General features: G+C 55.0%; 24 protein-coding genes and 2 pseudogenes. 15 read left to right on the top strand and 11 right to left on the bottom strand.

Annotated features, from left to right (window positions below; translation table 11 throughout):
• The first annotated feature begins 3 nt into the window (after positions 1–3).
• Together DBV39_RS10435 and ligA are read left to right on the top strand one after the other, a co-directional pair.
• Complete coding sequence (locus DBV39_RS10435) at positions 4–1,068, top strand: cell division protein ZipA C-terminal FtsZ-binding domain-containing protein (protein ID WP_108621480.1); 1,065 nt, start codon at positions 4–6, stop codon at positions 1,066–1,068.
• Between the two features lie 26 nt (positions 1,069–1,094).
• On the top strand, positions 1,095–3,155 hold the full coding sequence (gene ligA / locus DBV39_RS10430) for an NAD-dependent DNA ligase LigA (protein ID WP_108621479.1): 2,061 nt from the start codon (positions 1,095–1,097) through the stop codon (positions 3,153–3,155).
• Positions 3,156–3,248: 93 nt separating this feature from the next.
• Here the strand turns inward: ligA and DBV39_RS10425 are convergent, their stop codons facing one another.
• The 4 genes from DBV39_RS10425 to msrB are packed head-to-tail and all read right to left on the bottom strand — an operon-like array spanning position 3,249 to position 5,272.
• Positions 3,249–4,028 (bottom strand): peptidylprolyl isomerase, encoded by a 780-nt coding sequence (locus tag DBV39_RS10425; RefSeq protein WP_108621478.1) that lies wholly within the window; start codon positions 4,026–4,028, stop codon positions 3,249–3,251.
• Positions 4,025–4,312 (bottom strand): BolA family protein, encoded by a 288-nt coding sequence (locus tag DBV39_RS10420; protein WP_108621477.1) that lies wholly within the window; start codon positions 4,310–4,312, stop codon positions 4,025–4,027. Before DBV39_RS10420 ends, DBV39_RS10425 begins: the two co-directional genes overlap by 4 nt.
• Entirely contained in the window at positions 4,296–4,877 is a 582-nt protein-coding gene (locus DBV39_RS10415) for a septation protein A (RefSeq protein ID WP_108621476.1), read from the bottom strand. The genes DBV39_RS10420 and DBV39_RS10415 overlap by 17 nt, the downstream gene beginning before the upstream one ends.
• Positions 4,874–5,272: a peptide-methionine (R)-S-oxide reductase MsrB gene (msrB, locus tag DBV39_RS10410; RefSeq protein ID WP_108621475.1), complete on the bottom strand. Its 399-nt coding sequence runs from the start codon at positions 5,270–5,272 to the stop codon at positions 4,874–4,876. Before msrB ends, DBV39_RS10415 begins: the two co-directional genes overlap by 4 nt.
• A 65-nt stretch (positions 5,273–5,337) precedes the next feature.
• Here msrB and DBV39_RS10405 point away from each other — a divergent pair, with 65 nt between their 5' ends.
• Genes DBV39_RS10405 through DBV39_RS10395 form a run of 3 tightly spaced genes read left to right on the top strand, consistent with a single transcriptional unit; the run spans position 5,338 to position 7,297 of the window.
• Positions 5,338–6,015, top strand: coding sequence for an energy-coupling factor ABC transporter ATP-binding protein (locus tag DBV39_RS10405; RefSeq protein WP_108621474.1), 678 nt, complete (start codon positions 5,338–5,340; stop codon positions 6,013–6,015).
• A 21-nt stretch (positions 6,016–6,036) separates the two neighbouring features.
• On the top strand, positions 6,037–6,690 hold the full coding sequence (locus DBV39_RS10400) for an energy-coupling factor transporter transmembrane component T family protein (RefSeq protein WP_108621473.1): 654 nt from the start codon (positions 6,037–6,039) through the stop codon (positions 6,688–6,690).
• A gap of 46 nt (positions 6,691–6,736) precedes the next feature.
• The gene (locus DBV39_RS10395) at positions 6,737–7,297 is read left to right on the top strand and encodes a biotin transporter BioY (protein ID WP_108621472.1); all 561 of its coding nucleotides are present in this window, start codon (positions 6,737–6,739) and stop codon (positions 7,295–7,297) included.
• Between the two features lie 118 nt (positions 7,298–7,415).
• Here the strand turns inward: DBV39_RS10395 and DBV39_RS10390 are convergent, their stop codons facing one another.
• From DBV39_RS10390 to ompA, 4 genes are all read right to left on the bottom strand, one after another.
• On the bottom strand, positions 7,416–8,081 hold the full coding sequence (locus DBV39_RS10390) for an HAD family hydrolase (RefSeq protein WP_108621471.1): 666 nt from the start codon (positions 8,079–8,081) through the stop codon (positions 7,416–7,418).
• 306 nt (positions 8,082–8,387) lie between these two features.
• Entirely contained in the window at positions 8,388–8,765 is a 378-nt protein-coding gene (locus DBV39_RS10385; protein WP_108621470.1) for a type II toxin-antitoxin system HicB family antitoxin, read from the bottom strand.
• 82 nt (positions 8,766–8,847) lie between these two features.
• Positions 8,848–9,627 carry a bifunctional 2-polyprenyl-6-hydroxyphenol methylase/3-demethylubiquinol 3-O-methyltransferase UbiG gene (gene ubiG, locus DBV39_RS10380; RefSeq protein ID WP_108621469.1) on the bottom strand — a complete coding sequence of 260 codons (780 nt, stop codon included), beginning with the start codon at positions 9,625–9,627 and terminating at the stop codon, positions 8,848–8,850.
• 335 nt (positions 9,628–9,962) lie between these two features.
• Positions 9,963–10,523: an outer membrane protein OmpA gene (ompA, locus tag DBV39_RS10375; protein ID WP_108621468.1), complete on the bottom strand. Its 561-nt coding sequence runs from the start codon at positions 10,521–10,523 to the stop codon at positions 9,963–9,965.
• 413 nt (positions 10,524–10,936) lie between these two features.
• Here ompA and gyrA point away from each other — a divergent pair, with 413 nt between their 5' ends.
• From gyrA to DBV39_RS10315, 10 genes and pseudogenes are all read left to right on the top strand, one after another.
• The gene (gene gyrA / locus DBV39_RS10370; RefSeq protein ID WP_108621467.1) at positions 10,937–13,630 is read left to right on the top strand and encodes a DNA gyrase subunit A; all 2,694 of its coding nucleotides are present in this window, start codon (positions 10,937–10,939) and stop codon (positions 13,628–13,630) included.
• Complete coding sequence (gene serC, locus DBV39_RS10365) at positions 13,630–14,769, top strand: 3-phosphoserine/phosphohydroxythreonine transaminase (RefSeq protein ID WP_108621466.1); 1,140 nt, start codon at positions 13,630–13,632, stop codon at positions 14,767–14,769. The genes gyrA and serC overlap by 1 nt, the downstream gene beginning before the upstream one ends.
• Positions 14,762–15,847 (top strand): prephenate dehydratase, encoded by a 1,086-nt coding sequence (pheA, locus tag DBV39_RS10360; protein ID WP_108621465.1) that lies wholly within the window; start codon positions 14,762–14,764, stop codon positions 15,845–15,847. The genes serC and pheA overlap by 8 nt, the downstream gene beginning before the upstream one ends.
• Before the next feature lie 30 nt (positions 15,848–15,877).
• Positions 15,878–17,014 carry a histidinol-phosphate transaminase gene (gene hisC / locus DBV39_RS10355; protein WP_108621464.1) on the top strand — a complete coding sequence of 379 codons (1,137 nt, stop codon included), beginning with the start codon at positions 15,878–15,880 and terminating at the stop codon, positions 17,012–17,014.
• Entirely contained in the window at positions 17,014–17,892 is an 879-nt protein-coding gene (locus DBV39_RS10350) for a prephenate dehydrogenase (RefSeq protein WP_108621463.1), read from the top strand. Before hisC ends, DBV39_RS10350 begins: the two co-directional genes overlap by 1 nt.
• Positions 17,889–19,216 (top strand): annotated as a pseudogene (gene aroA, locus DBV39_RS10345) (3-phosphoshikimate 1-carboxyvinyltransferase). Before DBV39_RS10350 ends, aroA begins: the two are co-directional and overlap by 4 nt.
• Before the next feature lies 1 nt (position 19,217).
• The gene (gene cmk / locus DBV39_RS10340; protein WP_108621462.1) at positions 19,218–19,901 is read left to right on the top strand and encodes a (d)CMP kinase; all 684 of its coding nucleotides are present in this window, start codon (positions 19,218–19,220) and stop codon (positions 19,899–19,901) included.
• Between the two features lie 445 nt (positions 19,902–20,346).
• Positions 20,347–22,065, top strand: a complete 1,719-nt coding sequence (gene rpsA, locus DBV39_RS10330) for a 30S ribosomal protein S1 (RefSeq protein ID WP_407669183.1) — start codon at positions 20,347–20,349, stop codon at positions 22,063–22,065.
• A 12-nt stretch (positions 22,066–22,077) separates the two neighbouring features.
• Positions 22,078–22,368: an integration host factor subunit beta gene (locus DBV39_RS10325; protein WP_108623214.1), complete on the top strand. Its 291-nt coding sequence runs from the start codon at positions 22,078–22,080 to the stop codon at positions 22,366–22,368.
• 265 nt (positions 22,369–22,633) lie between these two features.
• A pseudogene (locus DBV39_RS10315) lies at positions 22,634–23,206 on the top strand (group II intron maturase-specific domain-containing protein); the annotation flags it as partial.
• A gap of 6 nt (positions 23,207–23,212) precedes the next feature.
• On the opposite strand, the gene tnpC reads toward DBV39_RS10315, so the two are convergent.
• From tnpC to DBV39_RS10300, 3 genes are all read right to left on the bottom strand, one after another.
• Positions 23,213–24,790, bottom strand: a complete 1,578-nt coding sequence (gene tnpC / locus DBV39_RS10310) for an IS66 family transposase (protein ID WP_407669283.1) — start codon at positions 24,788–24,790, stop codon at positions 23,213–23,215.
• Positions 24,791–24,890: 100 nt separating this feature from the next.
• Complete coding sequence (gene tnpB / locus DBV39_RS10305; RefSeq protein WP_159078864.1) at positions 24,891–25,226, bottom strand: IS66 family insertion sequence element accessory protein TnpB; 336 nt, start codon at positions 25,224–25,226, stop codon at positions 24,891–24,893.
• On the bottom strand, positions 25,223–25,606 hold the full coding sequence (locus DBV39_RS10300; protein WP_159078865.1) for a transposase: 384 nt from the start codon (positions 25,604–25,606) through the stop codon (positions 25,223–25,225). The genes tnpB and DBV39_RS10300 overlap by 4 nt, the downstream gene beginning before the upstream one ends.
• Positions 25,607–25,835: the final 229 nt, after the last annotated feature.

Below are 25,835 nucleotides of genomic sequence, written 5' to 3'. Positions count from 1 at the left end.
GGTATGAGTGAACTACAGGTCAGTCTGATTGTTCTGGGTGTACTAGTCATCCTGGGAGTGGTCGTCTACAACTGGTGGCAGGACCGTCGCGTCAGCCAGAAGATGCAGAAACATATGCCGGTGGTCGATGATGACCCGTTATTGCGTGAGTCAGGATCCTCCGACAGCCGCAAGGAGCCAGATCTGACGCATTTCGGGCTTGCAAACGAGCCTGATAACCTGGCCTCGAACAGTCACCCGCAAGGAGAAACAGTCGATGAGGCAGAGCGGATCGAGGAGCCCGATCCGGTGATTGAAGAAGTGATTGAAATAGTGTTCACGTCACCCAAATTGGGCGAGGAATTGTCCGCTTCATTGAAGGATGTCCGCTCGCTGGGGCCCAGGCCAGTTCGAATGTTTGCGCAGACGGATCAAGGCGTACTTGCAACCCGAGTCAATCCAACCGAGAAGTATATGGCGTTACACCTTGCGGTCTTGCTCGCGAACCGCGCAGGGCCGCTGTCAGCGATTGAATGGTCACAATTGTGGGGCAAGGTGGGCGCGTTGGCAGAAGAGCTTGAAGCTCGGGTGGAGGGCCGTGATCAGAACGAAGTGATAGAAAAGGCACAGACCCTTGATGGCGTGTGTGCGGATCTTGACATGCAGGTTGGTCTGAATCTGTTGCTCGAGGAGGCAAGAGACACAGAGGACTTTATCCAGTGCGCAATGGGTATGGGTTTCATCGAGCATGAGGGCGAGCTGGCCTGGGTCGGTGAGCATGGGCTTGCCTGCTTCACCCTGAACCGGTTTGATGGCCATCCTTTCGAGGCAGGTGCACTGATCGACAAGCTTAGCCTGTTGCTGGATGTGCCGCGCAGTCCGGCCGCGGAGGCTTCTTTTGCTCGCATGGTGGATGTTGGTACCGAACTTGCGAGACGACTTGGTGCAGTCCTGGTTGATGATCAGGGCAAACCACTTGCCCAGGGTGCCGAAGCTGCCATTGATGAGCGTCTGCGAGAGTTGTACGGTCAGCTCGAGGCAGCAGGACTCACGGCCGGTGGCGAGCGGGCCAGGCGAGTGTTTGCCTGATTTCTGACCAGAAAATAAATAACCAGATGACAGCACCTGATATTCTTGAGCGCGTGCGTACGCTGCGCGATCAGATTGAACAGCATAACCGTGCGTATTATTTACAGGACTCACCGACCGTTTCAGATGCCGAGTACGACAATCTGATGCGTGAACTGGAATCGCTGGAAGTGCAGCATCCTGAGCTGGTGACACCAGATTCGCCCACCCAGCGTGTCGGTGTCAAACCCTCTGAGCGGTTTGCGACCGTCGTCCATCAGGTACCGATGCTTTCCCTGGGTAATGCGTTTGAACAGCAGGAAGTGATTGCGTTCGACAAACGGGTGTCAGATACATTGCGTCAAGCGGGTCTGATTCATCCAGGGCAGGATGTAGAGTATTTTTGTGAACTCAAACTCGATGGCCTTGCGATCAGTTTGCGGTACGAGAACGGATTGCTGGTGCAAGCCGCAACCAGAGGGGATGGCCAGACTGGCGAGGACGTCACTGCAAACGTCAAGACGATCAAGTCCATCCCATTACGCCTAAAGTCTGAACCGAATGGTCCGAACTCAGTGGGTGTGCCCGAGATACTGGAGGTGCGTGGCGAAGTCTTCATGAATCTGGCGGACTTTCGGCGTCTGAATGAGCGGCAGGCGGAACGCTCGGAGAAGGTGTTTGTCAACCCTCGCAACGCTGCTGCGGGTAGTCTGCGTCAACTTGATCCCGCAGTGACCGCACGCAGGCCATTGAGGTTTTTTGCGTATGGCTGGGGCGAGGTCAGTGAAGCGCTCCCAGAAAGACACGAAGATATTCTCAACTGGTTTGTTCAGCTCGGGCTACCGGTGAATGTGTCAGAACACCAGTGTGTACGTTCAGCCAAAGGGCTGATGGCCTTTTACGAGCAAGTAGGGGGTAAGCGGGAGCGATTGCTCTACGACATCGACGGTGTGGTTTACAAGGTTAATGCTCTCGCGGCACAACGAACCCTGGGGTACGTTGCCCGTGCACCTCGGTTTGCGTTGGCGCACAAGTTTCCGGCTCAGGAAGTGACGACCCGACTGCTTGATATTCAGTTTCAGGTTGGACGTACTGGCGCGATTACACCAGTTGCACGACTCGAACCAGTGTTCGTCGGTGGCGTCACCGTGACCAGTGCTACCCTGCACAATGAGGACGAGATTCGCAGAAAGGATGTGCGTGTTGGCGATATGGTGGTCGTTCGACGTGCGGGCGATGTCATTCCGGAGGTGCTCGGACCCGTTCTGGAGAAGCGTTCCGAAGGCGCGACTCCCTTCGAGATGATCAATGCGTGTCCCGTATGTGGATCTGCGATTGAGAGACCTGAGGGTGAGGCTGTCGCGCGTTGTACCGGCGGGCTGGTCTGCCAGGCCCAGCGCAAGCAAAGCCTGATACACGCAGTTAGTCGCAAGGCGCTTGATATTGATGGTCTTGGAGACAAGCTGGTCGAGCAGCTGGTGGATACCGGGCGTGTCCGGACGCTGGCAGATGTCTTTACATTGAAGGTGGAGGAACTTGAAGCCCTTGACAGAATGGGCAGCAAATCAGCTCAGAATCTGGTCAACGCAATCAATGCGGCAGCACAACCAACATTGGCCAGGTTTATTTATGCATTGGGCATACGCCATGTCGGAGAGACCACTGCCCGGGATCTGGCCCAAAGTTTTGGGTGCATACAGGCACTCATGGATGCTGATGAAGATGCGTTGCTGGCCGTTTCTGATGTTGGTCCTGTCGTGGCAAAGTCGATCCAGCATTTTTTTGCGGAGCCGCATAATCGGGAGGTTGTCGCGGATCTGCTTGCGCACGGAGTTGTTCCGCAACAAGCTGCACAATCAACTGCACAGTCGGATCAGCTTGCTGGCAAGACGTTTGTGCTGACTGGAACGCTACCTGGCTGGACAAGGGAAGAAGCCACACAGGCAATTCTCGAGGCGGGTGGAAAGGTCACGGGCTCAGTCTCGAAGAAAACGAGCTATGTCGTGGCTGGTTCGGAAGCAGGCTCGAAGCTTGAAAAGGCCAGGCAACTGGGTGTCATCATTCTTGATGAAGATCAGCTCAAGTCCTTGCTCGCCAGGTCTGGCTGACCAGAGCCAAACAGAACCAGACTAACAAAAGCCCCACCTGGTATCAGATGGGGCTTTTGTTCTGGTGAGACTATGCTATGAAGTCAGACTCACTCACTCTTCGATTTTTGCGTCTGCTCTGAGCTTTTGCTGGTACTTGGCGAGTTCTTCTTCACGCATCATTTCCTGAAGCTGAGTGCTGACTTGATCGAATGAAGGGAATTCGATCGGGCGCTCATCAATGACTTCAACGATGTGCCATCCGAACTGGCTCTGGACGGGCTTGTCGGCCATCTGGCCCTTGGGTGTTGACTTGACAGCTTCTGCAAAGGGGGCGACGTAATTCTCGGCCTGAGCCCATCCGAGACTGCCTCCTTCTGCTGCGCTACCGGGATCCTTGGAGTGTTCCTTTGCAAGCTCTTCAAAGCTCGCCTTTTTGTCCTTGATCTGTTTTAACAGGTCATTGGCCAGGCTCTCTTCTTCAACAAGGATATGGCGAACCTGATACTCGACATCCTGGCCATGCTCAGCCTTCAGCTTGTCATACTCCGCCTGGATCTTTTCCTGTGTGACAGGATTCTTCTCGAGATATTCTGACATCAGAGCACGTACCAGAATTCCCTGACGAGTCAGCTCCAGCTCGGTATGAACGGCCGGGTCATCGGAGACGCCTGCCTTCTCAGCGGCCTGGACCATGATCACGCGATTGATCATCTCTTCTTTGACCTGCTCGCGTAGTTGCGGGGTGTCCGGAGCACCCTGGCTGACCAGAAGCTGGATGAACTGGTCATAGCTTTTCTGGGTGATGGGCTCTCCGTTCACGACTGCGAGATTCTGGGCATAGACGGGCACTGCAAAAGCGACAGCGGCGAGGGTCATAGCAAAACGTTTCATTGATTTCCTTTGGTTGGTGCAGATGTTGAATGAGAGAGTTTGAGGGAAAGTGCGTGTATGGGATGTGGCATCAGGTCTTTGACCAGATCGTAAACAAGACGATGCTGTTCGACCTTTGACATTCCTTCGAATTGTTTGGTTGCAATGTGAGCTTCAAAATGGCTGGCCCCGGACTGGTTTCCTGCGTGTCCTGCATGCAGGTGAGATTGGTCCACGATCTGGAGGTACTCAGGGTCTAGCGCCGCCAGACGTTCCCGTAACAGAGTTTCATGAGGATTGGTCATTCTTGGAATTCTCCGTTTGTAGGTCTGCGGCTTCGGTCATGTGTCGGCCAAGCCAGAGTGACTGGAGGATCACGAACACAACAAGCAGCCCCATGAGGCCGAAGACCTTGAAATTAACCCAGGCGGACTCGCTAAAAAATCCGGAGAAGGCAACAAACAGGTTCAACGCACCAGCCCCCAGAAAAAACAACGACCAACTCATGTTCAGGCCATTCCACCCGGACGGGGTAAGCGAAACTTTTTCTGCGAGTAGCTTTTGCAGGAGATTGCGCTTGAGCAGAATCTGCGAGCCTAGCAGTATGGCACCAAACATCCAGTAGAGGACGGTTGGCTTCCACTTGATGAAAACGTCATTCTGTAGCCAGAGTGTTGCGCCGCCGAACACCACAATCACTGCAAAATTTATCCAGTGCATGGGCTCGACAGGCTTGCCAGATAGCCTGATATACGCAATCTGTCCTACTGCGGCGATCACGGCAACGCCGGTTGCCACGTAAATGTCAGCCACCCTGTAGGCAATGAAGAACAGGATGAGGGGAAAGAGGTCGAAGAGAAATTTCTTCATTCGTCTACGGCCTCAAACGTGAGTGATAGCGAGTTGATGCAGTATCGCAGTCCGGTTGGGGGCGGCCCGTCCGGAAACACGTGACCGAGATGGGCGTCACAAATATTGCATAGAATCTCGGTACGAACCATGCCATGACTGTGGTCCGCCTCCTCGCGCACATTCTCCGGGTTGAGAGGCGCAAAGTAACTTGGCCAGCCACAACCAGCATCAAACTTTGTGTCTGACGCAAACAGAGGCGTTGAACAGCACACACAGCGGTATATACCGGTTGCGCGATGGTCCCAGAACTCGCCAGTGAAGGCGCGTTCCGTGCCTTTCTGTCGTGTCACGTAGTACGCTTCGGGTGAGAGTTCTTCACGCCATTCGGCGTCTGGTTTCTGGATTTTTTGCATATGGCAGCTTCGACATCCAATTTAATAAAAAGTTCTTTAGCTAGACGGTTCTGGCCGGTTCCTACATGTTAGTCGAGTTCGATGACGTCGAGTTCCAGCGAGACTCAGTGGAAATACTAAAGGGTTTGAATCTGACCATCATGCAATCCCGCGTCGGCATCATTGGTCCAAACGGTGCCGGAAAAAGTAGCCTGATCCGACTCGTAAACGGATTACTTGCACCGTTTTCGGGACAGGTCAGAGTCGATGGACTGGATGTGCAGAAGCATCAAAAGATAGTCAGACGGCAGGTCGGCTTTCTTTTTCAGAACCCGGATAATCAAATCGTGTTCCCAGTTGTTCGCGAGGATATGGATTTCGGTTTGAAAGTGCATATCAAGAATGCGGAGCAGCGAAGTCAGCGAATCGAGTCGACTCTCGCCCGGCTCGATATTCTGGAACTTGCGGACAGACCCGTTCACACCTTGTCTGGTGGTCAGAAGCAACTGGTTGCGCTTGCAACGGTTCTGTGTGTCGAGCCCCGTTTGCTGATTCTGGATGAGCCTACCACGCAGCTTGACCTTCGCTACCGGAACCGCCTGATTTCCATCCTGAGCGAGATTGAACAGCCAGCCTGGGTGGTCACGCACGATCTACCGATGTTGCAGACTTTTGATCGAGTGCTGGTGGTCGCAGATGGGGGGATTGTCCACGACGGAGCGCCGGATAAGGTTGTACCGTGGTATGTCCGGATGTACGGGTGACGTGAGACAGGGTGAGATTGAATGACGATTGGAAAAGAACGTGAAAGCTGCTCAGGCGGCATGGGTTCAGAAACGCCGTTGCTGCGGTTTTTCCGTATGTGCCCAGCTGGCCTGAAGTTGCTCCTCCTCCTGCTTGCCAGCACTGTGCTTGTTGCTTTGGAAAGCCCGTACTGGCTAACAGGGAGTGCTGTGATCAGTGTGTTGTTCTGGCTGCTGCTCGGCCGTGGCCCATCACAGTCCGGGCCTCTTCAGCCAGCGCAATCGGGGCTTTTGTGGTTTGGTTTCATGATCCTGGCTCTTGGTGCGTACAGCGCATGGCTAGAGGGTCCTGGCGCGGCAGTTGCAACGATTGCAAGGCTGATCGCTCTGATTACGTTGGCGATGATTGTGATGCGTACTACGCCAGTCACGGCGATGATGAGTGCCATCGAACGGTTCTTGATGCCGCTTGGCAAACTGGGTTGGGTCAACCCTTCCAAGGTTGCGCTTGCCTTCGGGATGATGGTGCGGTTCCTGCCAGTTTTGCGTGAGCAATGGGATGAGATTCAGCAGGCCCAAACGGCACGAGGTTTGCGCGCGCGCCCTCATGCCTTGCTCGTTCCCATGCTTGCAAGGACCTTGAGCAGGGCCCAGGAAGTTGCCGAGACGCTGGATGCAAGAGGCCTCTCGGACTGATACACTTCGCTCCATCTTTGCTCACGCCGGTTTTTGAAAGAGCCTTATGACTTCGACATTCTCAACTCGCAGCCTGGTTTATGTATCGCTCTTCGCTGCCCTGATTGCTGCTTTTGCGCTGGTCCCTCCGATTCCGGTGCCAGTCGTGCCTGTTCCGATCACCCTGCAAACGTTGGGTGTGATGCTCGCAGGTCTTGTGCTTGGACCACGCCTGGGGGCGCTGGCGGTCCTGCTTTATGTCGGTCTGGCCGTGCTCGGTCTGCCGATTCTCCCCGGAGGACGAGGAGGACTTGCGGTTTTGGCGGGCCCGACAGGCGGGTTCCTGCTCGGATTTGTGCTGGGTGCGTGGATTATCGGGCTGGTTGCAAGACGGGCTAACACAGATTCAGATGTGCTGTTGTTGGCGCGATATTTCATGGCTTGTGTCTTTGGAGGCATCCTGGCTGTCTACGCTGTCGGTATTCCATGGCTTTCAGGGGTGGCGGGGATGTCGCTTGCTCAGGCTGCAATGGCAGTCCTGGTGTTTGTACCTGGTGACATGATTAAAGCCGCACTGGCTGCGTTTGTCGCCTGGAGGCTGTCCAGACTGCAGCTTATGAGTCGCTAAATGCCATGTGCCAGCATGGGTGGTTCAGAAACCAACTCGCGCTGAGCCGAACCAGATCCAGACAGCAGTTCAGTTCAGGTGCTCAATCCCCAGGTTTACAAGCGACTCGGACTGGTGATCAGCGGGTTTGCATGACGTCCAGAACGTTTGCCCAGATTTCGCTTGGATGGTTCACCGTCCGGTCAGCCTGCCATGTTGTAATCGGGTGTTCAACTCCGCAATAACCGTAAGCAGCAGCGATCGACGCCATGCTGGCAGCCTTGGCCGCCTGTATGTCCCGAAGATCGTCTCCGACGTAGATGCAACGCTCTGGTTCAAAACCGGCTTGTTTCGCAGCATGCTGCAGAGGTAAAGGGTGGGGTTTGGCGTAGGCGGTCGTATCACCACAGACCAGAACAGCGCAATCTGGCACATTTAACCACTCGACGATAGGCATTGCATAACGGGTGATCTTGTTGGTTACGATTCCCCATTGCATGTTCGCACCGCGAATCTTCTCCAACAATTCATCGATACCTTCGAATATCTGTGTTTGATCAGTACTGTTGGCTTCGTAGTCAGCCAGGAAATCATGCTTGGCCTGCTCGAACTCTGGATGGTCTGGATCCAGGTCAAGAGATGCCTTGACCATGCCACGTGCCCCCATCGATACAAATGGTCTCAAAGATCCAACTGGTAATGGCGCGAGACCGCGTTTGACGCGCTGCCGGTTTGCGGCCGCTGCCATGTCTGGTGCCGTGTCGGCAAATGTTCCGTCGAAATCAAATAGAACCAGTATGCTCATGCTTCCCCTGCCAGATTGTGTCTATGATCGTGCGATTGTACGGCCCAGCGTTTCATTTGTTGATATCAGGTTGGTTCGGTAAGTTGGCCAGCACATGTGTGGGGGCGAGAACAACCGCTTCAGGTGATGGAATAGTCACTGATCACGTCGAGCAGAGAATGTGCATGAAGGGGGAGAGTCTGGCGTGATGATGAGATCGGATCGTGGTTGTATCCGAGGCATCTGGCGCAAGGAGGTTCGCGGATGGACGAGGGTGAGGAGAGTCCAGAGGGCCTGGATGACGACCCTCTGGAATGATCGCTTCGATTAGGTGAAAGATGCAGAAGGTGTCTGAGGATTGACTGTTGCTTCAGAGAGGTAGGCTCTGAGTGCGTTGACGACAATACTGTTCAGAGACGTACGTTCTTGCTCAGCCCGGAGCGCGGCGGACTTGTGAAGGTCCGGGGTGACCCGAACATTGAACTGACCTCGAAAAGGGCGTTCAGGCACCTTGTTGGTAGCCAGACAACGGGCCAGATAATCATCAATTGCGTTTTCGAAGGCTTTACGAATGCCATCAAGAGTCTGGGATTGATAGCACACATCTTCGTGGATGAAGAGAACGCGACCCTTGAGATGTTTTTCGCGCAGTGACGGCTCGACTGAGCCGTGGTATCCCTTATAGGTCAACAAGTTGGATTTCATGGTGGGTTAGAAACATCCTGCTACTGGTTACTAAGGAGAATTAAGTATACCTTTATTTTGCAGGAAAATTCCGGTCAATGTGTCAGATGCGGCGCGTTGCCATCAGGTAGTTGACACTAGTATCCGGGCCTAGTTTGTATACCTCGGTGACCGGATTGTAAGTCATGCCTTTTATTTCCTGGATCTCCAGTCCGCTGGAACGGGCTGAGCCGCTCAACTCGCTTGGTTTGATGAACGCATCCCACTGATGGGTTCCGCGTGGCAGCAGGTTGAGTACATACTCTGCGCCAATAATGGCAAACAGGAATGACTTCGGATTACGGTTGATTGTTGAAAAGAAAACCCAACCGCCCGGTTTGACCAGTTTTGCACAAGCCTGGACGATCGAACCTGGTTCTGGAACATGCTCAAGCATCTCCATGCAGGTAACAACGTCGTATTGTTCTGGCTCCTGCAAGGCAAGGTCTTCAACGGCAACGGTCTGGTAATCGACCTCGACACCAGACTCCAGGCTGTGCAACCTTGCCACCGTGAGTGACTTCTGTGCCAGGTCGATGCCTTTGACTTTAGCACCTTCGCGGGCCATTGCTTCGGCCAGAATGCCTCCACCACATCCAACGTCAAGGCAGCGGAGTCCAGCCATTGGCGATTCGTCCGAACTTCTCCCTCTTTGGCTGGAGTCTCCGGACAGAAACTGCTTGATCCATTCAAGCCGCAGAGGATTGATTGCATGCAGGGGCTTGAATTCGCTGTTTGGATCCCACCACTTGGATGCCAGGGCACTGAACTTGTCGATCTCTGCCTGGCTCACATTTGTCGACTGATGTGTTGTCGGAGCTGAGGGTTGTTCAGTTTGCGTCATGAATGACTCGCAGAAGAAAGCGGCCAGGCCGTTGAATTGCCGGAGCCGGGTAAAAGGGAGGGCATTTGGTCAAGCACAAATACCTGATGAGCGTGAGATGTGTTTGCTTGATCAATTGCTATTGTAGGGGAGTCGATTCACGCATCCTGAAAAGGCTTATCTCCGTGTTGGGGCTTGCGGTAATGACTGCGGTAGTGACAGGGGAGCAGGCGACTGCGATCCTTGCGGTGTTAAACAGCCCTTCTGGACCGTACTCTGTGGTGATTGTGCTGTTATCTTCCCAAACAAAAAAGACCTCCCGAAGGAGGTCTCTCTCAAAACGAGGGTGCGGGCAATCAGTTCTTGCGCGTACCAACGATTTCGATCTCGACGCGACGGTTCTTGGCGCGACCAGCTGCGGTTGCGTTTGAAGCAATCGGGTCGGCCTCGCCCTTGCCTTCCGTGTAAATACGGTTGGCAGGAACGCCTTTGGAAACCAGATAGGCTTTCACAGCGTTAGCACGACGCTCGGACAGGCCAAGGTTGTACTTTTCGGTACCGATGGAGTCGGTGTAGCCGACAGCAATAACGGTTTCGAGGTTGATGTTGTTGACTTGCTGTGCAACCTGATCAAGCAACTGACGGCCTTCCGGCTTGAGGTTGTACTTGTCAAAGTCAAAGAACGTATCGGCGTTAAAAACAACCTTGCTCGAGACAGGTGCCGACTTCTTCTCTACGCAGGACGGATCGGCGGTAGCCGGTGTCCAGAAGTTGTCTTGCCAGCAAAGGCCATAGTTGCTACGCCATACATCGCCAAAGTTGCTGCGCCAGTTGTCGTTGGTCTGCGCGGAAGCCGCACCTGATGCCGTCACGGCAGCAACAGCGAGTGCCAGAGCGAATTTGGAGGGTTTGTTCATGTTTCTCCTCGTTGAGCTTAAAGCTGGATAAATGACTCGCAGCGAACCCCCGCCGCAATTCAGGAAACGGGGCCAGTATAACAACGCTAAGAGCTGATTAAAAAGGTTTACACACTGGGTTTCCTGCGTGTTGAGTTGAATGTTAAGCCATTTACGTTCTTTTTCTAGCCCTGTAACCGCAACGAGGCGACCCAAGAAGCAAAATTGTGGGATTCACGACTGTTCTTGTTGGATTTTGGCAACAAATGTAACAAGAGTGCCTCAACCCTCTTGCCGACTGACCATAAATCCTGTTTGAAGTTCCGCACTGCGTCATCAAAGGGTCGAGGGTGTAGAATCTACCGTTTGTTCTAGTCTCGCGCGGCCCCTCTGTTTCGGGTCGTCGGTCAACACAGTATTTGGGCCTGATCTTTATGGATTCCTTTGCAAAGGAAACGCTTCCGATTTCTCTGGAAGACGAAATGCGTCGCAGTTATCTCGATTACGCGATGAGCGTGATTGTGGGGCGTGCGCTTCCGGATGTCCGGGATGGTCTCAAGCCCGTGCACAGGCGAGTTCTTTTCGCCATGCACGAGCTCAACAACGACTGGAACCGGGCTTACAAGAAGTCGGCACGTATTGTTGGTGACGTGATCGGTAAGTATCACCCGCACGGGGACCAGGCGGTCTACGACACGATTGTTCGTATGGCCCAGGACTTTTCATTACGTTACATGCTGGTTGACGGCCAGGGTAACTTTGGCTCGATCGATGGCGACAGCGCAGCGGCGATGCGTTATACCGAAATCCGTCTCGCCAAGATTGCGCATGAGTTGCTGGCCGATATCGACCAGGAAACGGTCGATTTTGGACCAAACTATGACGGCAGTGAACATGAGCCGCTCCTTCTGCCGTCCCGGCTTCCCAATTTGCTGGTCAACGGCAGTTCCGGTATCGCGGTCGGCATGGCTACCAACATTCCTCCTCACAACCTGGGCGAGGTGGTCGATGCCTGCCTGCATTCACTGAGGCATCCTGAATGTTCGATTGATGAGCTGATCGAGTTCATCCGGGCGCCCGATTTTCCGACGGGTGGCATCATCTACGGGATGAGTGGCGTTCGTGAGGGCTACAGAACCGGACGTGGACGCGTGATCATGCGCGCCAAGACACACTTCGAGGAAATGGATCGCGGTAACCGCGAATCCATCGTCGTTGATGAGTTGCCCTATCAGGTGAACAAGAAGTCGCTGCAAGAGCGGATTGCCGAACTTGTCAACGAGAAAAAGATTGAGGGAATCTCCGACATCCGTGACGAGTCCGACAAGGATGGCATGCGTCTGGTGATTGAGTTACGCAGAGGCGAGTCCCCGGATATCGTCCTGAACAATCTATTCAAGAATACGCAGTTGCAGGACACCTTCGGCATGAACATGGTGGCCCTGGTTGACGGCCAGCCGCGCCTGTTAAATCTCAAGCAGATGGTTGACTACTTTTTGTCGCATCGGCGTGAAGTGGTTACACGTCGAACGGTGTTCCAACTCAGGAAGGCCCGCGAAAGGGGGCACGTTCTTGAAGGTCTTGCAGTCGCGCTGGCAAATATCGACGACTTTATTGCCATCATCAAAGCGGCGCCGACTCCTGTGGTCGCGCGTCAGGAGCTGATGACCCGCCGCTGGGACTCGTCTTTGGTCCGTGAAATGCTGAGCCGGGCCGACAATCAGGCCACAGGTGGTCGGGAGGCTTACCGGCCCGACGGGTTGCTGGCGGAATTCGGATTGCAGTCAGACGGCCTTTACCGGTTGAGCGAAGTCCAGGCGCAGGAAATTCTGAACATGCGCCTGCAGCGTTTGACCGGGCTTGAGCAGGACAAGGTCCTGAACGAGTATCGTTCAGTGATGGATACCATCTCGGATCTGCTGGATATTCTTGCTCGTCCTGAGCGCATCACCGCAATCATTGCTGACGAGCTTGAAACGATCCGTCTCGAGTTTGCGACCAATGCCAAGGATGCACGCCGCTCTTCAATCGAGCACAACGCAACCGAGCTCGACACCGAGGATCTGATTACGCCCACCGACATGGTGGTCACACTTTCGCACACTGGCTACATCAAGAGTCAGCCGCTGTCGGAATACCGGGCGCAGCGCCGCGGTGGCCGTGGCAAGCAGGCGACAGCAACCAAAGATGATGATTGGGTCGACCAGCTCTTTATCGCCAACACGCACGACTTTTTGCTGTGCTTCTCGAATCATGGCCGTGTTTACTGGCTCAAGGTATGGGAGGTTCCGCAGGGGTCACGGACATCGCGTGGACGTCCGATCGTGAACATGTTCCCGCTGCAGGATGGCGAAAAGGTGACCGTGGTGTTGCCTGTCAAGGCCTTCAGCGACGAGTACACGGTCTTCATGGCAACATCCCGGGGTACGGTCAAGAAAACACCTCTTTCGGATTTTTCGAATCCCAGAAAAGCTGGAATTATCGCCGTATCTCTGGACGAGGGCGACTACCTGATCGGCGCGGAACTGACCGATGGCCAGCACGATGTCATGCTGTTCTCGAATGCAGGCAAGGCTGTCCGGTTTGATGAGAATGACGTCAGGCCAATGGGGCGCACCGCCCGTGGTGTACGCGGCATGTCGCTTGAGTCGGGTCAGGAAGTCATTGCGATGATCGTGTCGAGCGCAGAGCAGGGGACTGTTCTGACGGCCACCGAGAACGGCTATGGCAAGCGTACCCCGGTCTCGGACTACACTCGCCACGGACGCGGAACCAAGGGCATGATTGCGATTCAGTCTTCTGAACGTAATGGCCAGCTGGTGAGTGCCGTGCTGGTGTCAGAGTCTGACGAGATCATGTTGATCACAAACGGTGGGGTGTTGGTGCGTACTCGTGTGTCCGAGATCCGGGAGATGGGGCGTGCGACGCAGGGTGTCACGCTGATCAGTGTTGGCGATGGGTCGAGATTGACAGGTGTTCGGCGTGTTGTCGAGAGTGATGTCGACGATGCTGGTGACGAAGACTTGCAAGATACTGATCCGTCCGACGAACAGGATGGCCAACAGTCTCCTGAGTCTGGTCAGCCATCTGATGATGTAGACAAGACCCAGGATCCGGGAGAAGTGTGATGGCGCGGCTTTGGAACTTTTCGGCGGGGCCTTCCGCATTGCCTGAATCAGTACTGCAACAGGCGGCCCAGGAGATGCTGGACTGGAACGGCAGCGGGATGTCCGTCATGGAGATGAGCCACCGTGGCCCGGAGTTCACCCGGATCTGCGACGAAGCCGAGGACGATCTGCGCGAGTTGCTAGGTATCGGTGACGAGTTCGCTGTCCTTTTCATGCAGGGAGGAGCGACTGCCGAGAACGCGATCGTTCCCATGAACCTGATAGGACTCCGTGATGGTCATAAGGCGGATTTCGTGCTGAGCGGGATCTGGTCAAGAAAGTCCGCGACTGAAGCTCGCAAGTACGGTGATGTGAGCGTTGTTGCTTCGAGTGAGTCTGAACTGAATCAGGATGGGCGAACCTGGCAGCCGTGGGCCTGGTTTCCAGCAGTCGATCAATGGCAGGTTCGTCCGGATGCGTCTTTCCTGCATATCTGCAGCAATGAGACCATTGGCGGAGTCGAGTTCATGGACTGGCCAGATGCCCGGCGCATGCGAGCGCTTGGCGCGGGGGATGTTGAGTTGGTGGTGGACGCTTCTTCGCATTTTCTGTCCAGATCGATGCCGTTAGACCGGGTTGGGATGCTATATGCAGGTGCGCAGAAGAATGCGGGACCGGCTGGTGTCACTATTGTGGTCGTGCGCCGTGATCTGCTGGGCCACGCCTTGCCGATATGCCCGTCTGCGTTTGATTACGCAAATGTCGCAAAAGAGCGCTCCCGATTCAACACGCCGCCAGCCTACTCGATCTATATCGCGGGGCTTGTGTTCAAGTGGTTGCTCAAGCAGGGTGGGCTTGATGCGATCGAGAAGGTCAATCAGGAAAAATCCCGACGCCTCTATCAGTTCTTTGATCGGTCGGATTTTTATCAGCTGCCGGTGCATCCGCAGTTTCGCTCTCGCATGAATGTGCCGTTTTTTCTGCCTGACACCACGCTCGATGGTATCTTTCTGGATGGCGCACGGGAGCGCGGTCTGGCGCAACTCAAGGGTCACAAGAGTGTAGGCGGGATGAGAGCCTCCATTTATAACGCCATGCCTCTGGAGGGTGTGATGGCATTGATTGAATATCTCGAATCGTTTGAGCGGACCCATGGATAAAGAGTTGCAAGTGAAGTTGCTGCCCCTGCGAAACAGGATTGATTCGCTGGATAGCCAGATCCTCGAGTTGATCAATGAGCGTGCCAGAACTGCGCAAGCGGTGGGCGACATCAAACATGCTCACAACGAACAAGGCCCGGTGTTCCGGCCCGAGCGGGAGGCGCAAGTGATACGCGCCTTGCAGGGCCAGAATAAAGGGCCGATTTCAGAAGAGTCCGTCGAAGCAATCTGGTCACAGATTATCTCGGTGTGCAGAGGTCTGGAGCAGGAGATCCGGGTAGCCTATCTGGGACCAGCAGGCTCGTTTTCCGAGCAGGCTGCGTTTGAATTCATGGGAAGTGCGATTGTCGGAGTGCCCTGTCCGAACTTTGATGAGGTTTTCAGGACCGTCGAAGCTGGCGGAGCCAACATCGGTATTGTTCCGGTAGAGAATTCCACCGAAGGGGCGGTTAATCGGACGCTCGATCTGCTATTGCACTCTCCGTTGAGTATCATTGGTGAGCATTCAATCCTGATACGGCACTGTCTACTGACCCAGTCCGGAACGACAGAGGGTGTGACCCGGGTATTGGCTCATCCTCAGGCGCTGGCTCAGTGCCAGCACTGGCTTGGCATGAATCAGCCGGCGCTCAATCGGGAGCCCGTGGCAAGCAACGCAGAAGCGGCCAGAATTGCAGCATCCGATCCGGGCGTTGCAGCGATCGCAAGCGATATTGCCGCTCGCGCATGGGGGCTTTCCATCGTCGCAGAGGGTATTCAGGACGACCCGTTGAACCGGACGCGATTTCTGGCAATCGGGCAGATCGACACCTTGCCGAGTGGGCGCGACAAAACCAGTCTGATCCTGGCTGTTCCCAATGAAGCAGGTGCTGTCTACAAGATGCTCGCACCGCTTTCAGAAAATGGTGTATCGATGTCTCGCTTCGAGTCAAGGCCCGCGCGCACCGGGCAGTGGGAATATTATTTTTACGTTGACATCGAAGGGCATCAGCACGATCCTGCGGTTGTAACCGCACTGGAACAATTGCAGCATCGTTGTGCCTACTTCAAGGTTCTTGGTTCCTATCCAAGGCAATAGCATCTGACCTAACAGCAAGAGCGTCAAGCAATGAGTCAAACGAAACGTGAGTTGGCCGCGCCATCACATATCACTGCTATTCAACCCTACATTCCGGGCAAGCCAATCGACGATCTGGTGCGTGAGTTTGGGCTCAGCCCAGACGCTGTCGTCAAACTGGCGTCAAACGAGAACCCGCTTGGCATGCCTGACTCGGCCCGACAGGCAATTGCTGATGCAGTGAGCGGCCTTGGTCGCTATCCCGATCCGGGGGGGTATGAGCTCAAGCAGCTGATATCGACCAGACTCAGAGTTCCGGCAAGCTGGATCACACTCGGTAACGGATCGAACGACATCCTCGAGATGGTCGGCATGGCGTTGCTGGATCACGAAAGTTCAGCCGTCTATTCGGAATACTCCTTCGTGGTTTACCGGCTTGCGACACAGGCGCGCGGCGCCCGCCACATCATGATCAAAGCAAAGGATTACGGCCATGATCTGCCGGCCATGCTTGAGGCTATTGACCAGACAACCAAGGTCGTTTTCATTGCCAACCCGAACAATCCGACAGGGACGTTTCTGACTAAAGAGTCGATTGCCTGGTTTCTTGCAGAGATTGAGAAGCGGCATGGCAACCGGGTTGTGGTTGTGCTTGACGAAGCCTACAACGAGTACTTGCTGCCCGAGTTGAGAGTCGATAGTGTGGAACTGGTCAGGCAGTACAGTAATCTGTTGGTTTCACGCAGCTTTTCAAAGGCTTATGGGCTGGCGGGATTGCGTGTAGGCTATGCCTTGGCGCAGCCCGCTTTGACCGAGTTGCTGGCACGGGTGCGTCAGCCTTTCAATGTCAACACGCTCGCACAAGCAGCTGCCATGGCTGCCTTTCAGGACGAGGCTTTCCTCGCAGAAAGCGCAAGGGTCAATGCAAGTGGCAAGAACCAGCTTGAGACTGCATTCGCACAGTTAGACCTGGAGTTTGTTCCGAGTTATGCCAATTTTGTGCTGGTCAGAGTCGGGGATGCAGCTATGGTTAATCAGGAACTACTCAAGCGTGGCGTAATCGTGCGTCCGGTTGCATCAGATGGCTTGCCGGAGTGGTTGCGGGTGTCGATCGGACTGGAGCAGGAGAACGCCCGGTTTATCGAGGCGCTCAAGGATATTATGGCGACACATGGCAAGGGGAACTAATGGCGCAGGAACTGAAGATAGGAACTCTTGCGGTCATAGGCGTGGGTCTTATCGGCGGATCGTTTGCCCTTGGACTCAGAAAGGCTGGTGTCGTGGAGCGGGTACTTGGAGTGGGACGAAGGCCCGAAACACTTGAGCAGGCCAGAGAACTTGGAATCATCGATGAGGCCGTTTCATCGAGACAGGCAGCCGAGCAGGCTGACCTGATCATGGTGGCTGCACCCGTTTGTGCGTTTGAGTCAGTGTTCCGGGAACTTGCAGATCACTTGTCTGATCGTGTCGTCATCACAGACGGTGGCAGTACGAAGGGAAATGTTGTGTCAGCTGCCCGGGCAACGCTGGGAAACCGGATAGGGCAGTTTGTTCCGGCACATCCCATGGCTGGTTCTCACATGTTCGGACCACAGGCGGCGTACGCCGACCTTTACCGGAATCGTAATGTGATTGTGTGCCCTCTCGAGGAGAATGCACAAGATACCGTCAGTTACGTTGAGTCAGCCTGGCGAACCTGTGGTGCCCGATTGCATCGGCTGGATGTGCATCAACACGACGAGGTCGTTGCAGCGATCAGTCATCTGCCTCATTGGCTTGCCAGCCTTTATGTTCTGCAAGTTGCGCGTGACGTGAACGCGGATGTTGACTTCAAGATGGCGGGTGCAGGTTTTGCTGATTTTTCACGGATCGCTCAGGGTTCGGAGGAAATGTGGCGTGATATTTTTGTCGCCAATCGGCCGGCGATGCTGCATCAGATTGACAGTTTGCACGCACTCTTGTCCGAGGCAAAAGATGCTCTCGCGAAGGGAGATTTTGACTGGATCGAGCAAATGTTACGTGAGAGTGCAGAGCGCCGACGCCAGTGGGAGCAGGAGAGGTCATGAATCGAAGCGAGTCACTGGTGCTGGCTCCAGTGCGCAACGCGTGTGGGCACGTGACGCTGCCAGGCTCAAAAAGTATTTCCAACCGGGTGTTGCTACTTGCGGCGCTGTCTGAGGGGCGGACCCGGATTGAAGGATTGCTGGACTCGGATGACACACGGGTGATGCTGGCCGCACTCAAGCAATTAGGAGTGCAAGTGCAGCAAGAGGCGGCGGATGTTGTCTGTGTGGACGGACAGCCAGGTCTGGGGGCGGTCACTGCCAATCTGTTTCTCGGCAATGCAGGTACTGCTTTCAGGCCGTTGACCGCTGCACTGGCTTTCGCCGGTGGTGACTACCGGCTATCTGGCGTTCCGCGCATGCACGAGCGTCCGATTGGTGACTTGGTTGATGCGTTGCGTTCGCTGGGAGCAAAGGTAGACTATATCGGTCAGACTGGCTATCCACCGCTGCACATTCAGGCAGGTTCGATCGCTGGGCAGCGAGTTCAGGTCAAAGGATCAGTCTCAAGTCAGTTCCTGACGTCGCTTTTGATGGCAGCACCGCTTGTTACCGCCAGGACTGGTGAGGATCTGATCATTGAAGTCGAGGGCCAACTGATTTCGCAGCCCTATATCGATATTACCCTGAACATGATGAGTCGTTTCGGGGTCGTTGTTGCCCGTCAGGTGCAGCAAGATGGCTCACCCTCCTACCGTATCAGTCGTGATGCCCGGTACCAGTCTCCCGGACTTATGCGCGTTGAAGGCGACGCATCCTCAGCTTCCTATTTCTTTGGGCTCGGTCTGCTCGGAGGGGGGCTGTCACCGTTCACGGTATCGGCCGGAGCAGTATTCAGGGTGATGTGAAATTCGCGCACCACGTGCAGGCTATGGGGGCGACAGTGGAGCTGGGGGAACAGTCGATTCAGGTGACCGGGCCGCGTGTCGCCGAGGGTGAGCGCTTGAGAGCGTTCGACGCAGATTTCAACCTGATTCCCGATGCCGCCATGACCGCTGCTGTACTGGCAATTTATGCGGATGGTCCGTGCTGGCTGCGTAATATTGCAAGCTGGAGAGTCAAGGAAACTGACAGGATTGAAGCGATGCGAAACGAGCTGAGCAAGCTTGGTGCCCGTGTCGAGGCTGGAGATGACTGGTTGATGGTTGAGCCGATTGCCGCCGATGCGTGGCGATCTGCCTCCATCCACACCTACGACGATCATCGCATGGCGATGTGCTTTTCATTAGCAGCCTTCGGTCCGGTTCCCCTGACAATTGAAGATCCGGACTGTGTATCGAAGACCTTTCCTGGTTACTTTGATGTGTACAAATCTCTGGTAAGTTGAAATGCTTTCGAACACCTGTGCTCCCGTTATTGCCCTGGATGGTCCGACGGCGTCAGGCAAGGGTACAGTGGCCTTGCGTGTCGCGGCGGTTCTTGGTTGGCATGTGTTAGACAGCGGGGCAATCTACCGTCTCGCTGCGCTGACTGTGATGAACCATGATGTCGTACTCACGGACTTGACTCGAATCAGCGATCTCGCCAGGGAGATGCGTATCCATTTTGAACAGGGTCGGATATTGCTCGATGGTGTTGATGTCACTTCCAGTATTCGTCATGAGAATGTTGGCAATCTGGCATCAGAGCTAGCCAAGGAGCCCGTCTTGAGGCAGGGGCTGCTGGAGCGACAAAGAGCGTTTCGCACCTGGCCTGGCCTGGTCGCTGACGGCCGTGATATGGGAACAGTGGTGTTTCCAGATGCACCGCTCAAGATATTTCTCTTGGCTGATGTCGATGCCAGGGCGCACAGGCGTTACCGCCAGTTGGTCGAGAAAGGTGAATCGGCCGACTACGAAATCATCCTCGCTGACCTGAAGGCACGGGATGAGCGTGACATGAACCGGTTGGTGGCTCCGCTCAAACCTGCTGAGGATGCATATGTCATCGACTCATCAGCGCTGACGGTCGAGCAAACGGTCGAGCGTGTTCTGGCGCTGTGGCGTCAATGTCCTGACTCGGCTCTGTTGTAACAGACAGCGCCGGGGAGTCCTTGCGGCAAGGTTGGGAGCAGGCCCGCGTTTTGGCTGGGCCTGCTTGGCGGGTGAGTCTGGTTATGTCATCTGCCTGTATTTGTCTTGTTACCCTGACGACATTTCAGGACAGATTTCTCAGAGAACCGTATGCTGTGCGCGATCTAAGAGCTTGATCAAAAAAAGAAAATCTGCTAAATTTCTGAGTTCACTCTGAAATCGGAGAATTGTAAGCTCTGGCAGGAACAGTTTTTGGTTCTTCCCTGATGCTCCGGGATGCCCGGTTTGACACAGTTCCTTTGTTCTTGGCAGAGTGCAGGGATACCCTTTCAGGTTGCGCCGATTCTCGGGATCTGTGAGCGTGAAAGCGGTCTTGATTATTAACACCGCCCTCGTTTTAGGGGGCGTGATTTCCAGCCCTATGGGCAATTCGGATATTCCTTACATGTCAACTCAACCCATTATCGAGAACTTGACAGGCGGCGAAAGTTTCGCAGACCTGTTTGCTGAAAGCATTAAAGACCAGGATATGAAATCAGGCGAGGTGATCTCGGCTGAAGTCATCCGCGTTGATCACAACTTCGTGGTTGTGAACGCGGGCCTGAAGTCAGAAGCGCTGATCCCTCTTGAAGAGTTCCTGAACGACCAGGGTGAACTCGAAGTATCTGAAGGTGATTTCGTTTCCGTCGCGATTGACTCGCTTGAAAACGGCTACGGAGATACCATTCTTTCGCGTGATCGCGCCAAGCGCTTGTCAGCTTGGCTGTCGCTTGAGCAGGCTCTAGAGAACAACGAACTCGTTTCTGGAACCATCACAGGCAAGGTCAAGGGCGGCCTGACCGTGATGACCAACGGTATTCGTGCATTCCTTCCGGGTTCGCTGGTGGATACCCGTCCTGTCAAGGACACGACCCCGTACGAAGGCAAGACGCTCGAGTTCAAGGTTATCAAGCTTGATCGCAAGCGCAACAACGTCGTCTTGTCACGTCGTGCAGTGCTTGAAGCGAACATGGGTGAGGAGCGTCAGAAGCTTCTCGAGACGCTGGAAGAGGGTATCGTCATCAAGGGTATCGTCAAGAACATCACCGATTACGGTGCGTTCGTAGACCTTGGTGGTATCGATGGCTTGTTGCACATTACCGACATGGCCTGGCGCCGTGTCCGTCATCCTTCGGAAGTTCTGTCGGTTGGTCAGGAAATCGAAGCGAAAGTGCTCAAGTTCGACCAGGAAAAGAGCCGTGTCTCTCTGGGCGTGAAGCAGCTTGGCGAAGATCCATGGATCGGCCTCTCGCGTCGCTACCCACAGGGAACCCGTCTGTTCGGCAAGGTTACCAACCTGACCGATTACGGTTCATTCGTTGAAGTTGAAGCCGGTATCGAAGGTCTGGTTCACGTTTCAGAAATGGACTGGACCAACAAGAACGTGGATCCACGCAAGGTCGTGACGCTCGGAGAGGAAGTCGAGGTCATGGTTCTGGAGATCGACGAAGACCGTCGCCGCATCTCGCTGGGCATGAAGCAGTGTCGTCCCAACCCATGGGAAGACTTTGCAACCAACTTCAAGCGTGGCGACAAGGTTAGCGGTGCAATCAAGTCGATCACTGACTTTGGTGTCTTCGTTGGTCTGCCTGGCGGTATCGACGGACTGGTTCACCTGTCAGACCTCTCCTGGTCCGAATCGGGCGAAGAGGCTGTTCGTAACTTCAAGAAGGGTGACGAGATCGAAGCAGTTGTTCTCGCCATTGACACCGACAAAGAGCGTATCTCGCTTGGTGTCAAGCAACTCGAAGGCGATCCGTTTAACAATTTCGTTTCGACACATGACAAGGGCGCTGTTGTTCAGGGTACGGTCAAGGCAGTTGATGCTAAAGGTGCTGTCGTCACGCTGTCAGTGGATGTTGAAGGCTACCTGCGTGCATCCGAGATGGGTGCAGGCCGCGTAGACGATGCAACAACAGTCATGAAAGAAGGCGACAGTGTGGATGCAATGATCGTCAACGTTGACCGTAAGAGTCGCTCGATTCAATTGTCAATCAAGGCACGTGACAATGCGGAGACTGCCGAAACACTGCAGCGGATGTCTGAAGCGGGAGCAACAAGCGGAACGACGAACCTTGGTGCGTTGCTCAAGGCCAAGCTCGATCAGGCCAGAGACGGCGAATAAGTTGGTTTGACCGTGACAAAATCGGAACTGATCACGGCACTCGCGGAGAGTCATCCACAACTCTCCGCGGCAGATGCCGACATCGCTGTCAAGACGATCATCGATGCGATGGTTCGTTCGCTCGCGAATGGGCAACGTATCGAGATTCGGGGTTTTGGGAGTTTTTCCCTCTCGGAGCGCGCTCCGAGAGTTGGACGTAATCCCAAGACAGGCGAGCAGGTATTGGTGCCAGGTAAAAAAGTGCCGCACTTCAAGGCGGGTAAGCAGTTGCGCGAGCAGGTAGATAGTTCGCTTCAGCGCTGATCGTTTTCTGGGGCTGATGGGCGAACGGTACATTTCGTCCGTTTTCGACGAGTGGCGGTTCTGAGTCGTGGTTCTGTGTTGCACGTACAGTTTTCTGTACGTGCATTTTCTATTGTGCGCCCAGCATGGGCGCACACCTGCGGGTGCAAGTCCCGCTGCGAGCTGGTCACAGTGAGCAAAGTGAAGCGCAACTGCGAAAGGGTGACCGATCGTGGAAAGGAAGCGTGGAGCGTAAGTTGCGAGCCGACGAACAGAAATCGCATACAAGGAACTGGAACGGCGAGGCCATCGGTTCGCCCGATATGCCGATGACTGCAATGTGTACGTCGCAAGTCGTCGCGCGGGTGAGCGGGTGATGGCCGTGCTGCGAAAGCTTTACACAAAGCTGCGGCTCAAGGTCAACGAGACCAAAAGTGCGGTGGCCAGTGTGTTCAGTCAGCGCAAGTTCCTTGGGTACAGTCTCTGGCGGGCTCCGAGAGGGGTCGTCAAGCGCAAGGTGGCGACAAAAGCTCTGGACAAGTTCAAACATCAGATCCGGAGTCTGACCCGTCGCAGTGCCGGACAAAGCATGCAGCAGATCGTCGATCGGCTACGCCCGTACATTCTTGGCTGGAAGGCCTACTTCCAACTGGCGCAAACTCCAGGAGTCTGGCGAGAGCTGGATCAATGGATACGTCACCGGCTGCGGGCCATCAAGCGCAGGCAATGCAAGCGTGGCAAGACCATGTACCGGGAACTCATCGCCATGGGGGCCAGTCATGTGCAAGCGCACAGGATTGCCGCAAACTCACGGCGATGGTGGCGCAACAGCGGTAAGCGTCCGGGCAAGACAGGTTGACAGAGCTCAAACTGTCGGTGCGGTCCAGTTGTGAGGCAGCAGTTCTTCAATCCGACTGTTCGGATGAGTGGGCAGTCGCGTGAAGATGTCTTTCAAATAGACGTAAGGATCATGCCCGTTCAGGCGAGCACTCTGGATCAGACTCATCACCGCTGCGGCACGCTTTCCTGCGCGCAAGGATCCGGCGAATTGCCAATTGGAGCGGCCCACGGCAACTGGACGAATTTCGGACTCAGCTGAATTATTGTCTATCGGCAGCTGACCGTCCTCCAGATAGCGAACCAATGCCGGCCAATGCTTCAGGCTATAGTCGATCGCCTTGGCCAACTGCGTGCCATCTGTTGCGAGCAGTCGCTGGGATACCAGCCAGGCACGATATCTTTCCATGATCGGTTTGCTGCGAGTTTGCCTGATTCGCCATCGCGCCTGAGTATCAAGATCCTTGCAATCCCGTTCGATGTTGTAGAGCTCCCGGATGATCACCAGCGCCTGATCAGCCACATCACTACCCGTTGCCTTGTGCAAGTCGAAGAAATATCTTCTGGCATGCGCCATGCAACCAATGTGCGTCACACCCTCGGCCATCAGACCGTGGTAACCACCATAGGCGTCGCAAACCAACTGACCTTTCCAGCCTGCCAGAAACGACTCGGGATTGACTTTGCCCCGATTGTCATGGAACTCGTAAATGACAGCTTTGAGCTGCTCGAACCGACCCGAGACGTATGTCCAGATAAACGAGCGATGGGTCTTGCCCGAACCGGGTTTGAGCATCGGCACGTGGGTTTCATCGGCATGCAACACTGGCAGCTTTAGCATGCACTGGCGTAATGCATCAACCAGGGGTTGCAAGCGCACACCACAGACACCGACCCATTGCGACAATGTCGAACGCGGAATCTCCAGGCCAGCTCGTCCGAAGATGCGCTCCTGACGGTACAAAGGCAGATGGTCCTGATACTTGGCCACCATGACATGGGCTAGCAGACCGGGGGTCGGGATGCCCTTGTCGATGATGTGTGGGGGCACCGGTGCCTGGGTTAGCGTCTGGCAAGCGGCACAAGCCCACTTGCCGCGGATGTGACGTTCCACCGTAAACACGCCCGGCGTGTAGTCCAGCTTCTCGCTGACATCTTCGCCAATACGCTTGAGCGCACAGCCACATCCACAGGTGGTGGTCTCAGGCTCGTGATGGAACTCGGTGCGAGGCAGTTCCGGCGGAAATGTGTTGCGCCTGGGTTTGTCCTTGGGTGCAGCCGGTTTGTCGTTCTTGGGCAACAAAGCGGCCAGTTCAGCCTGCATGGCAGCCAGGTCCGCATCGATGTCTTCGTCAAACAGGCTGCGTTGCGCGCCCTTGAAGGCTTCGCTGCGCTTGTCAAAGCGCCAGCGTCGATACACTGCAATCTCCTGGGTGAGGCGAGCGATCTTGAGATCCTTCTCGTTGATCAACTGATCACGCTCACGCAGTACCCGTTCGTGCTCGGCCAGCACCTGGGATTGTGCACCGACAGTCGACATGAGTTCTTGCGCCAGGCGCCTGAGGGCCTGCTCGTCCAAGTGCTCCAATGCGGTGGTGTCAGTGATCATGGGAAACAGTATTACATGCGCGAAAGTATCTCGCCATTGGCACAATTGCCAATTGATTTATATAGAGAAATTCGGTCAAATCTGAGTCGTGAAATCGCTACGCATAGCGTACGATCTCGCCCTTCGACACCCGCTGCCAAGGCAGCCCGAGCACCAGTGCATCGAACTGACTTTGGGTCATCTCCAACCGGCTACTACCCGTCGATTGCGTCCAGGTAAACCCACCATCATGCAACCGTCGTGCGGCCACCCAGACCCCAAACCCATCGGTGATCAGAACCTTGATCCGGTTGCCTCGTCGATTGGTAAACAAATAGGCGTGATGAGCCTGGGCTGCACCAAACACCGACACGACCTTGCCCAGCATGGTTTCCATGCCTGCGCGCATATCGATCGGGTCGCGCGCGAGCCAGTATTGTTCGATGCGCATCATCGCAGCCACTCCCGCAAGAACTCGGCACATTGCTGGCCATCACTCACCGGCCATTCGATCCTCACTTGTTGATTGCCACGTGAGCAACTCACACGAATAGGCTCACGATGCATTTGTGGCGGCGAACTCAAAGCCTGATCCGGGATCGGCTCGCGCTCTGAAGGTGACCAGAGGACAAACGCGGGCTTGTCCTGCGCCAACTGCCGTCGGTGGCGATTGACCCAGTGACCGAGCATCTTGTAGTTGATGCCGAGTTGCCTGGCGACGTGGGCGATGACCGCACCGGGAGCCAGACAGGCCTGGACAGCATCGGATTTGAATTGCGCGCTATATCGGCGACGCGACGTTGGTGGGTTCACCGCAGAGTGGAGCTCGGTCATGGGCATGTCCTGAAGAGTTACATGCCAACATGATCGGCCATCCTGGATTTGCCCTCAATATGTGTTCACCGTTCGCTTACCAACAGCGCGAAGACCCTCAATGGCGTTCTGATGATTGCGTACTTTGACCGGCTGGGTCTACCCCGACTCTCATGACCTCAACTTCTCGAACCGCCCGGTGCGGGCCCGCATGCCGGGAGGTGTGGCAGGGGTGTAGCCTACGGGCTAC

Source organism: Orrella marina (genome assembly GCF_003058465.1).
Taxonomy (GTDB): domain Bacteria; phylum Pseudomonadota; class Gammaproteobacteria; order Burkholderiales; family Burkholderiaceae_B; genus Algicoccus; species Algicoccus marinus.
The sequence above is the reverse complement of the archived record's forward strand: the minus strand, read 5'-3'. Positions and strand labels throughout refer to the sequence as shown.

Excerpts from the sequence above, each read along its gene's own strand:
- DBV39_RS10435 (WP_108621480.1), top strand. The coding sequence starts at position 4 with ATGAGTGAACTACAGGTCAGTCTGATTGTTCTGGGTGTACTAGTCATC.
- ligA (WP_108621479.1), top strand. The coding sequence starts at position 1,095 with ATGACAGCACCTGATATTCTTGAGCGCGTGCGTACGCTGCGCGATCAG.
- DBV39_RS10425 (WP_108621478.1), bottom strand. The coding sequence starts at position 4,028 with ATGAAACGTTTTGCTATGACCCTCGCCGCTGTCGCTTTTGCAGTGCCC.
- DBV39_RS10420 (WP_108621477.1), bottom strand. The coding sequence starts at position 4,312 with ATGACCAATCCTCATGAAACTCTGTTACGGGAACGTCTGGCGGCGCTA.
- DBV39_RS10415 (WP_108621476.1), bottom strand. The coding sequence starts at position 4,877 with ATGAAGAAATTTCTCTTCGACCTCTTTCCCCTCATCCTGTTCTTCATT.
- msrB (WP_108621475.1), bottom strand. The coding sequence starts at position 5,272 with ATGCAAAAAATCCAGAAACCAGACGCCGAATGGCGTGAAGAACTCTCA.
- DBV39_RS10405 (WP_108621474.1), top strand. The coding sequence starts at position 5,338 with ATGTTAGTCGAGTTCGATGACGTCGAGTTCCAGCGAGACTCAGTGGAA.
- DBV39_RS10400 (WP_108621473.1), top strand. The coding sequence starts at position 6,037 with ATGACGATTGGAAAAGAACGTGAAAGCTGCTCAGGCGGCATGGGTTCA.
- DBV39_RS10395 (WP_108621472.1), top strand. The coding sequence starts at position 6,737 with ATGACTTCGACATTCTCAACTCGCAGCCTGGTTTATGTATCGCTCTTC.
- DBV39_RS10390 (WP_108621471.1), bottom strand. The coding sequence starts at position 8,081 with ATGAGCATACTGGTTCTATTTGATTTCGACGGAACATTTGCCGACACG.
- DBV39_RS10385 (WP_108621470.1), bottom strand. The coding sequence starts at position 8,765 with ATGAAATCCAACTTGTTGACCTATAAGGGATACCACGGCTCAGTCGAG.
- ubiG (WP_108621469.1), bottom strand. The coding sequence starts at position 9,627 with ATGACGCAAACTGAACAACCCTCAGCTCCGACAACACATCAGTCGACA.
- ompA (WP_108621468.1), bottom strand. The coding sequence starts at position 10,523 with ATGAACAAACCCTCCAAATTCGCTCTGGCACTCGCTGTTGCTGCCGTG.
- gyrA (WP_108621467.1), top strand. The coding sequence starts at position 10,937 with ATGGATTCCTTTGCAAAGGAAACGCTTCCGATTTCTCTGGAAGACGAA.
- serC (WP_108621466.1), top strand. The coding sequence starts at position 13,630 with ATGGCGCGGCTTTGGAACTTTTCGGCGGGGCCTTCCGCATTGCCTGAA.
- pheA (WP_108621465.1), top strand. The coding sequence starts at position 14,762 with ATGGATAAAGAGTTGCAAGTGAAGTTGCTGCCCCTGCGAAACAGGATT.
- hisC (WP_108621464.1), top strand. The coding sequence starts at position 15,878 with ATGAGTCAAACGAAACGTGAGTTGGCCGCGCCATCACATATCACTGCT.
- DBV39_RS10350 (WP_108621463.1), top strand. The coding sequence starts at position 17,014 with ATGGCGCAGGAACTGAAGATAGGAACTCTTGCGGTCATAGGCGTGGGT.
- cmk (WP_108621462.1), top strand. The coding sequence starts at position 19,218 with ATGCTTTCGAACACCTGTGCTCCCGTTATTGCCCTGGATGGTCCGACG.
- rpsA (WP_407669183.1), top strand. The coding sequence starts at position 20,347 with ATGTCAACTCAACCCATTATCGAGAACTTGACAGGCGGCGAAAGTTTC.
- tnpB (WP_159078864.1), bottom strand. The coding sequence starts at position 25,226 with ATGATGCGCATCGAACAATACTGGCTCGCGCGCGACCCGATCGATATG.
- DBV39_RS10300 (WP_159078865.1), bottom strand. The coding sequence starts at position 25,606 with ATGACCGAGCTCCACTCTGCGGTGAACCCACCAACGTCGCGTCGCCGA.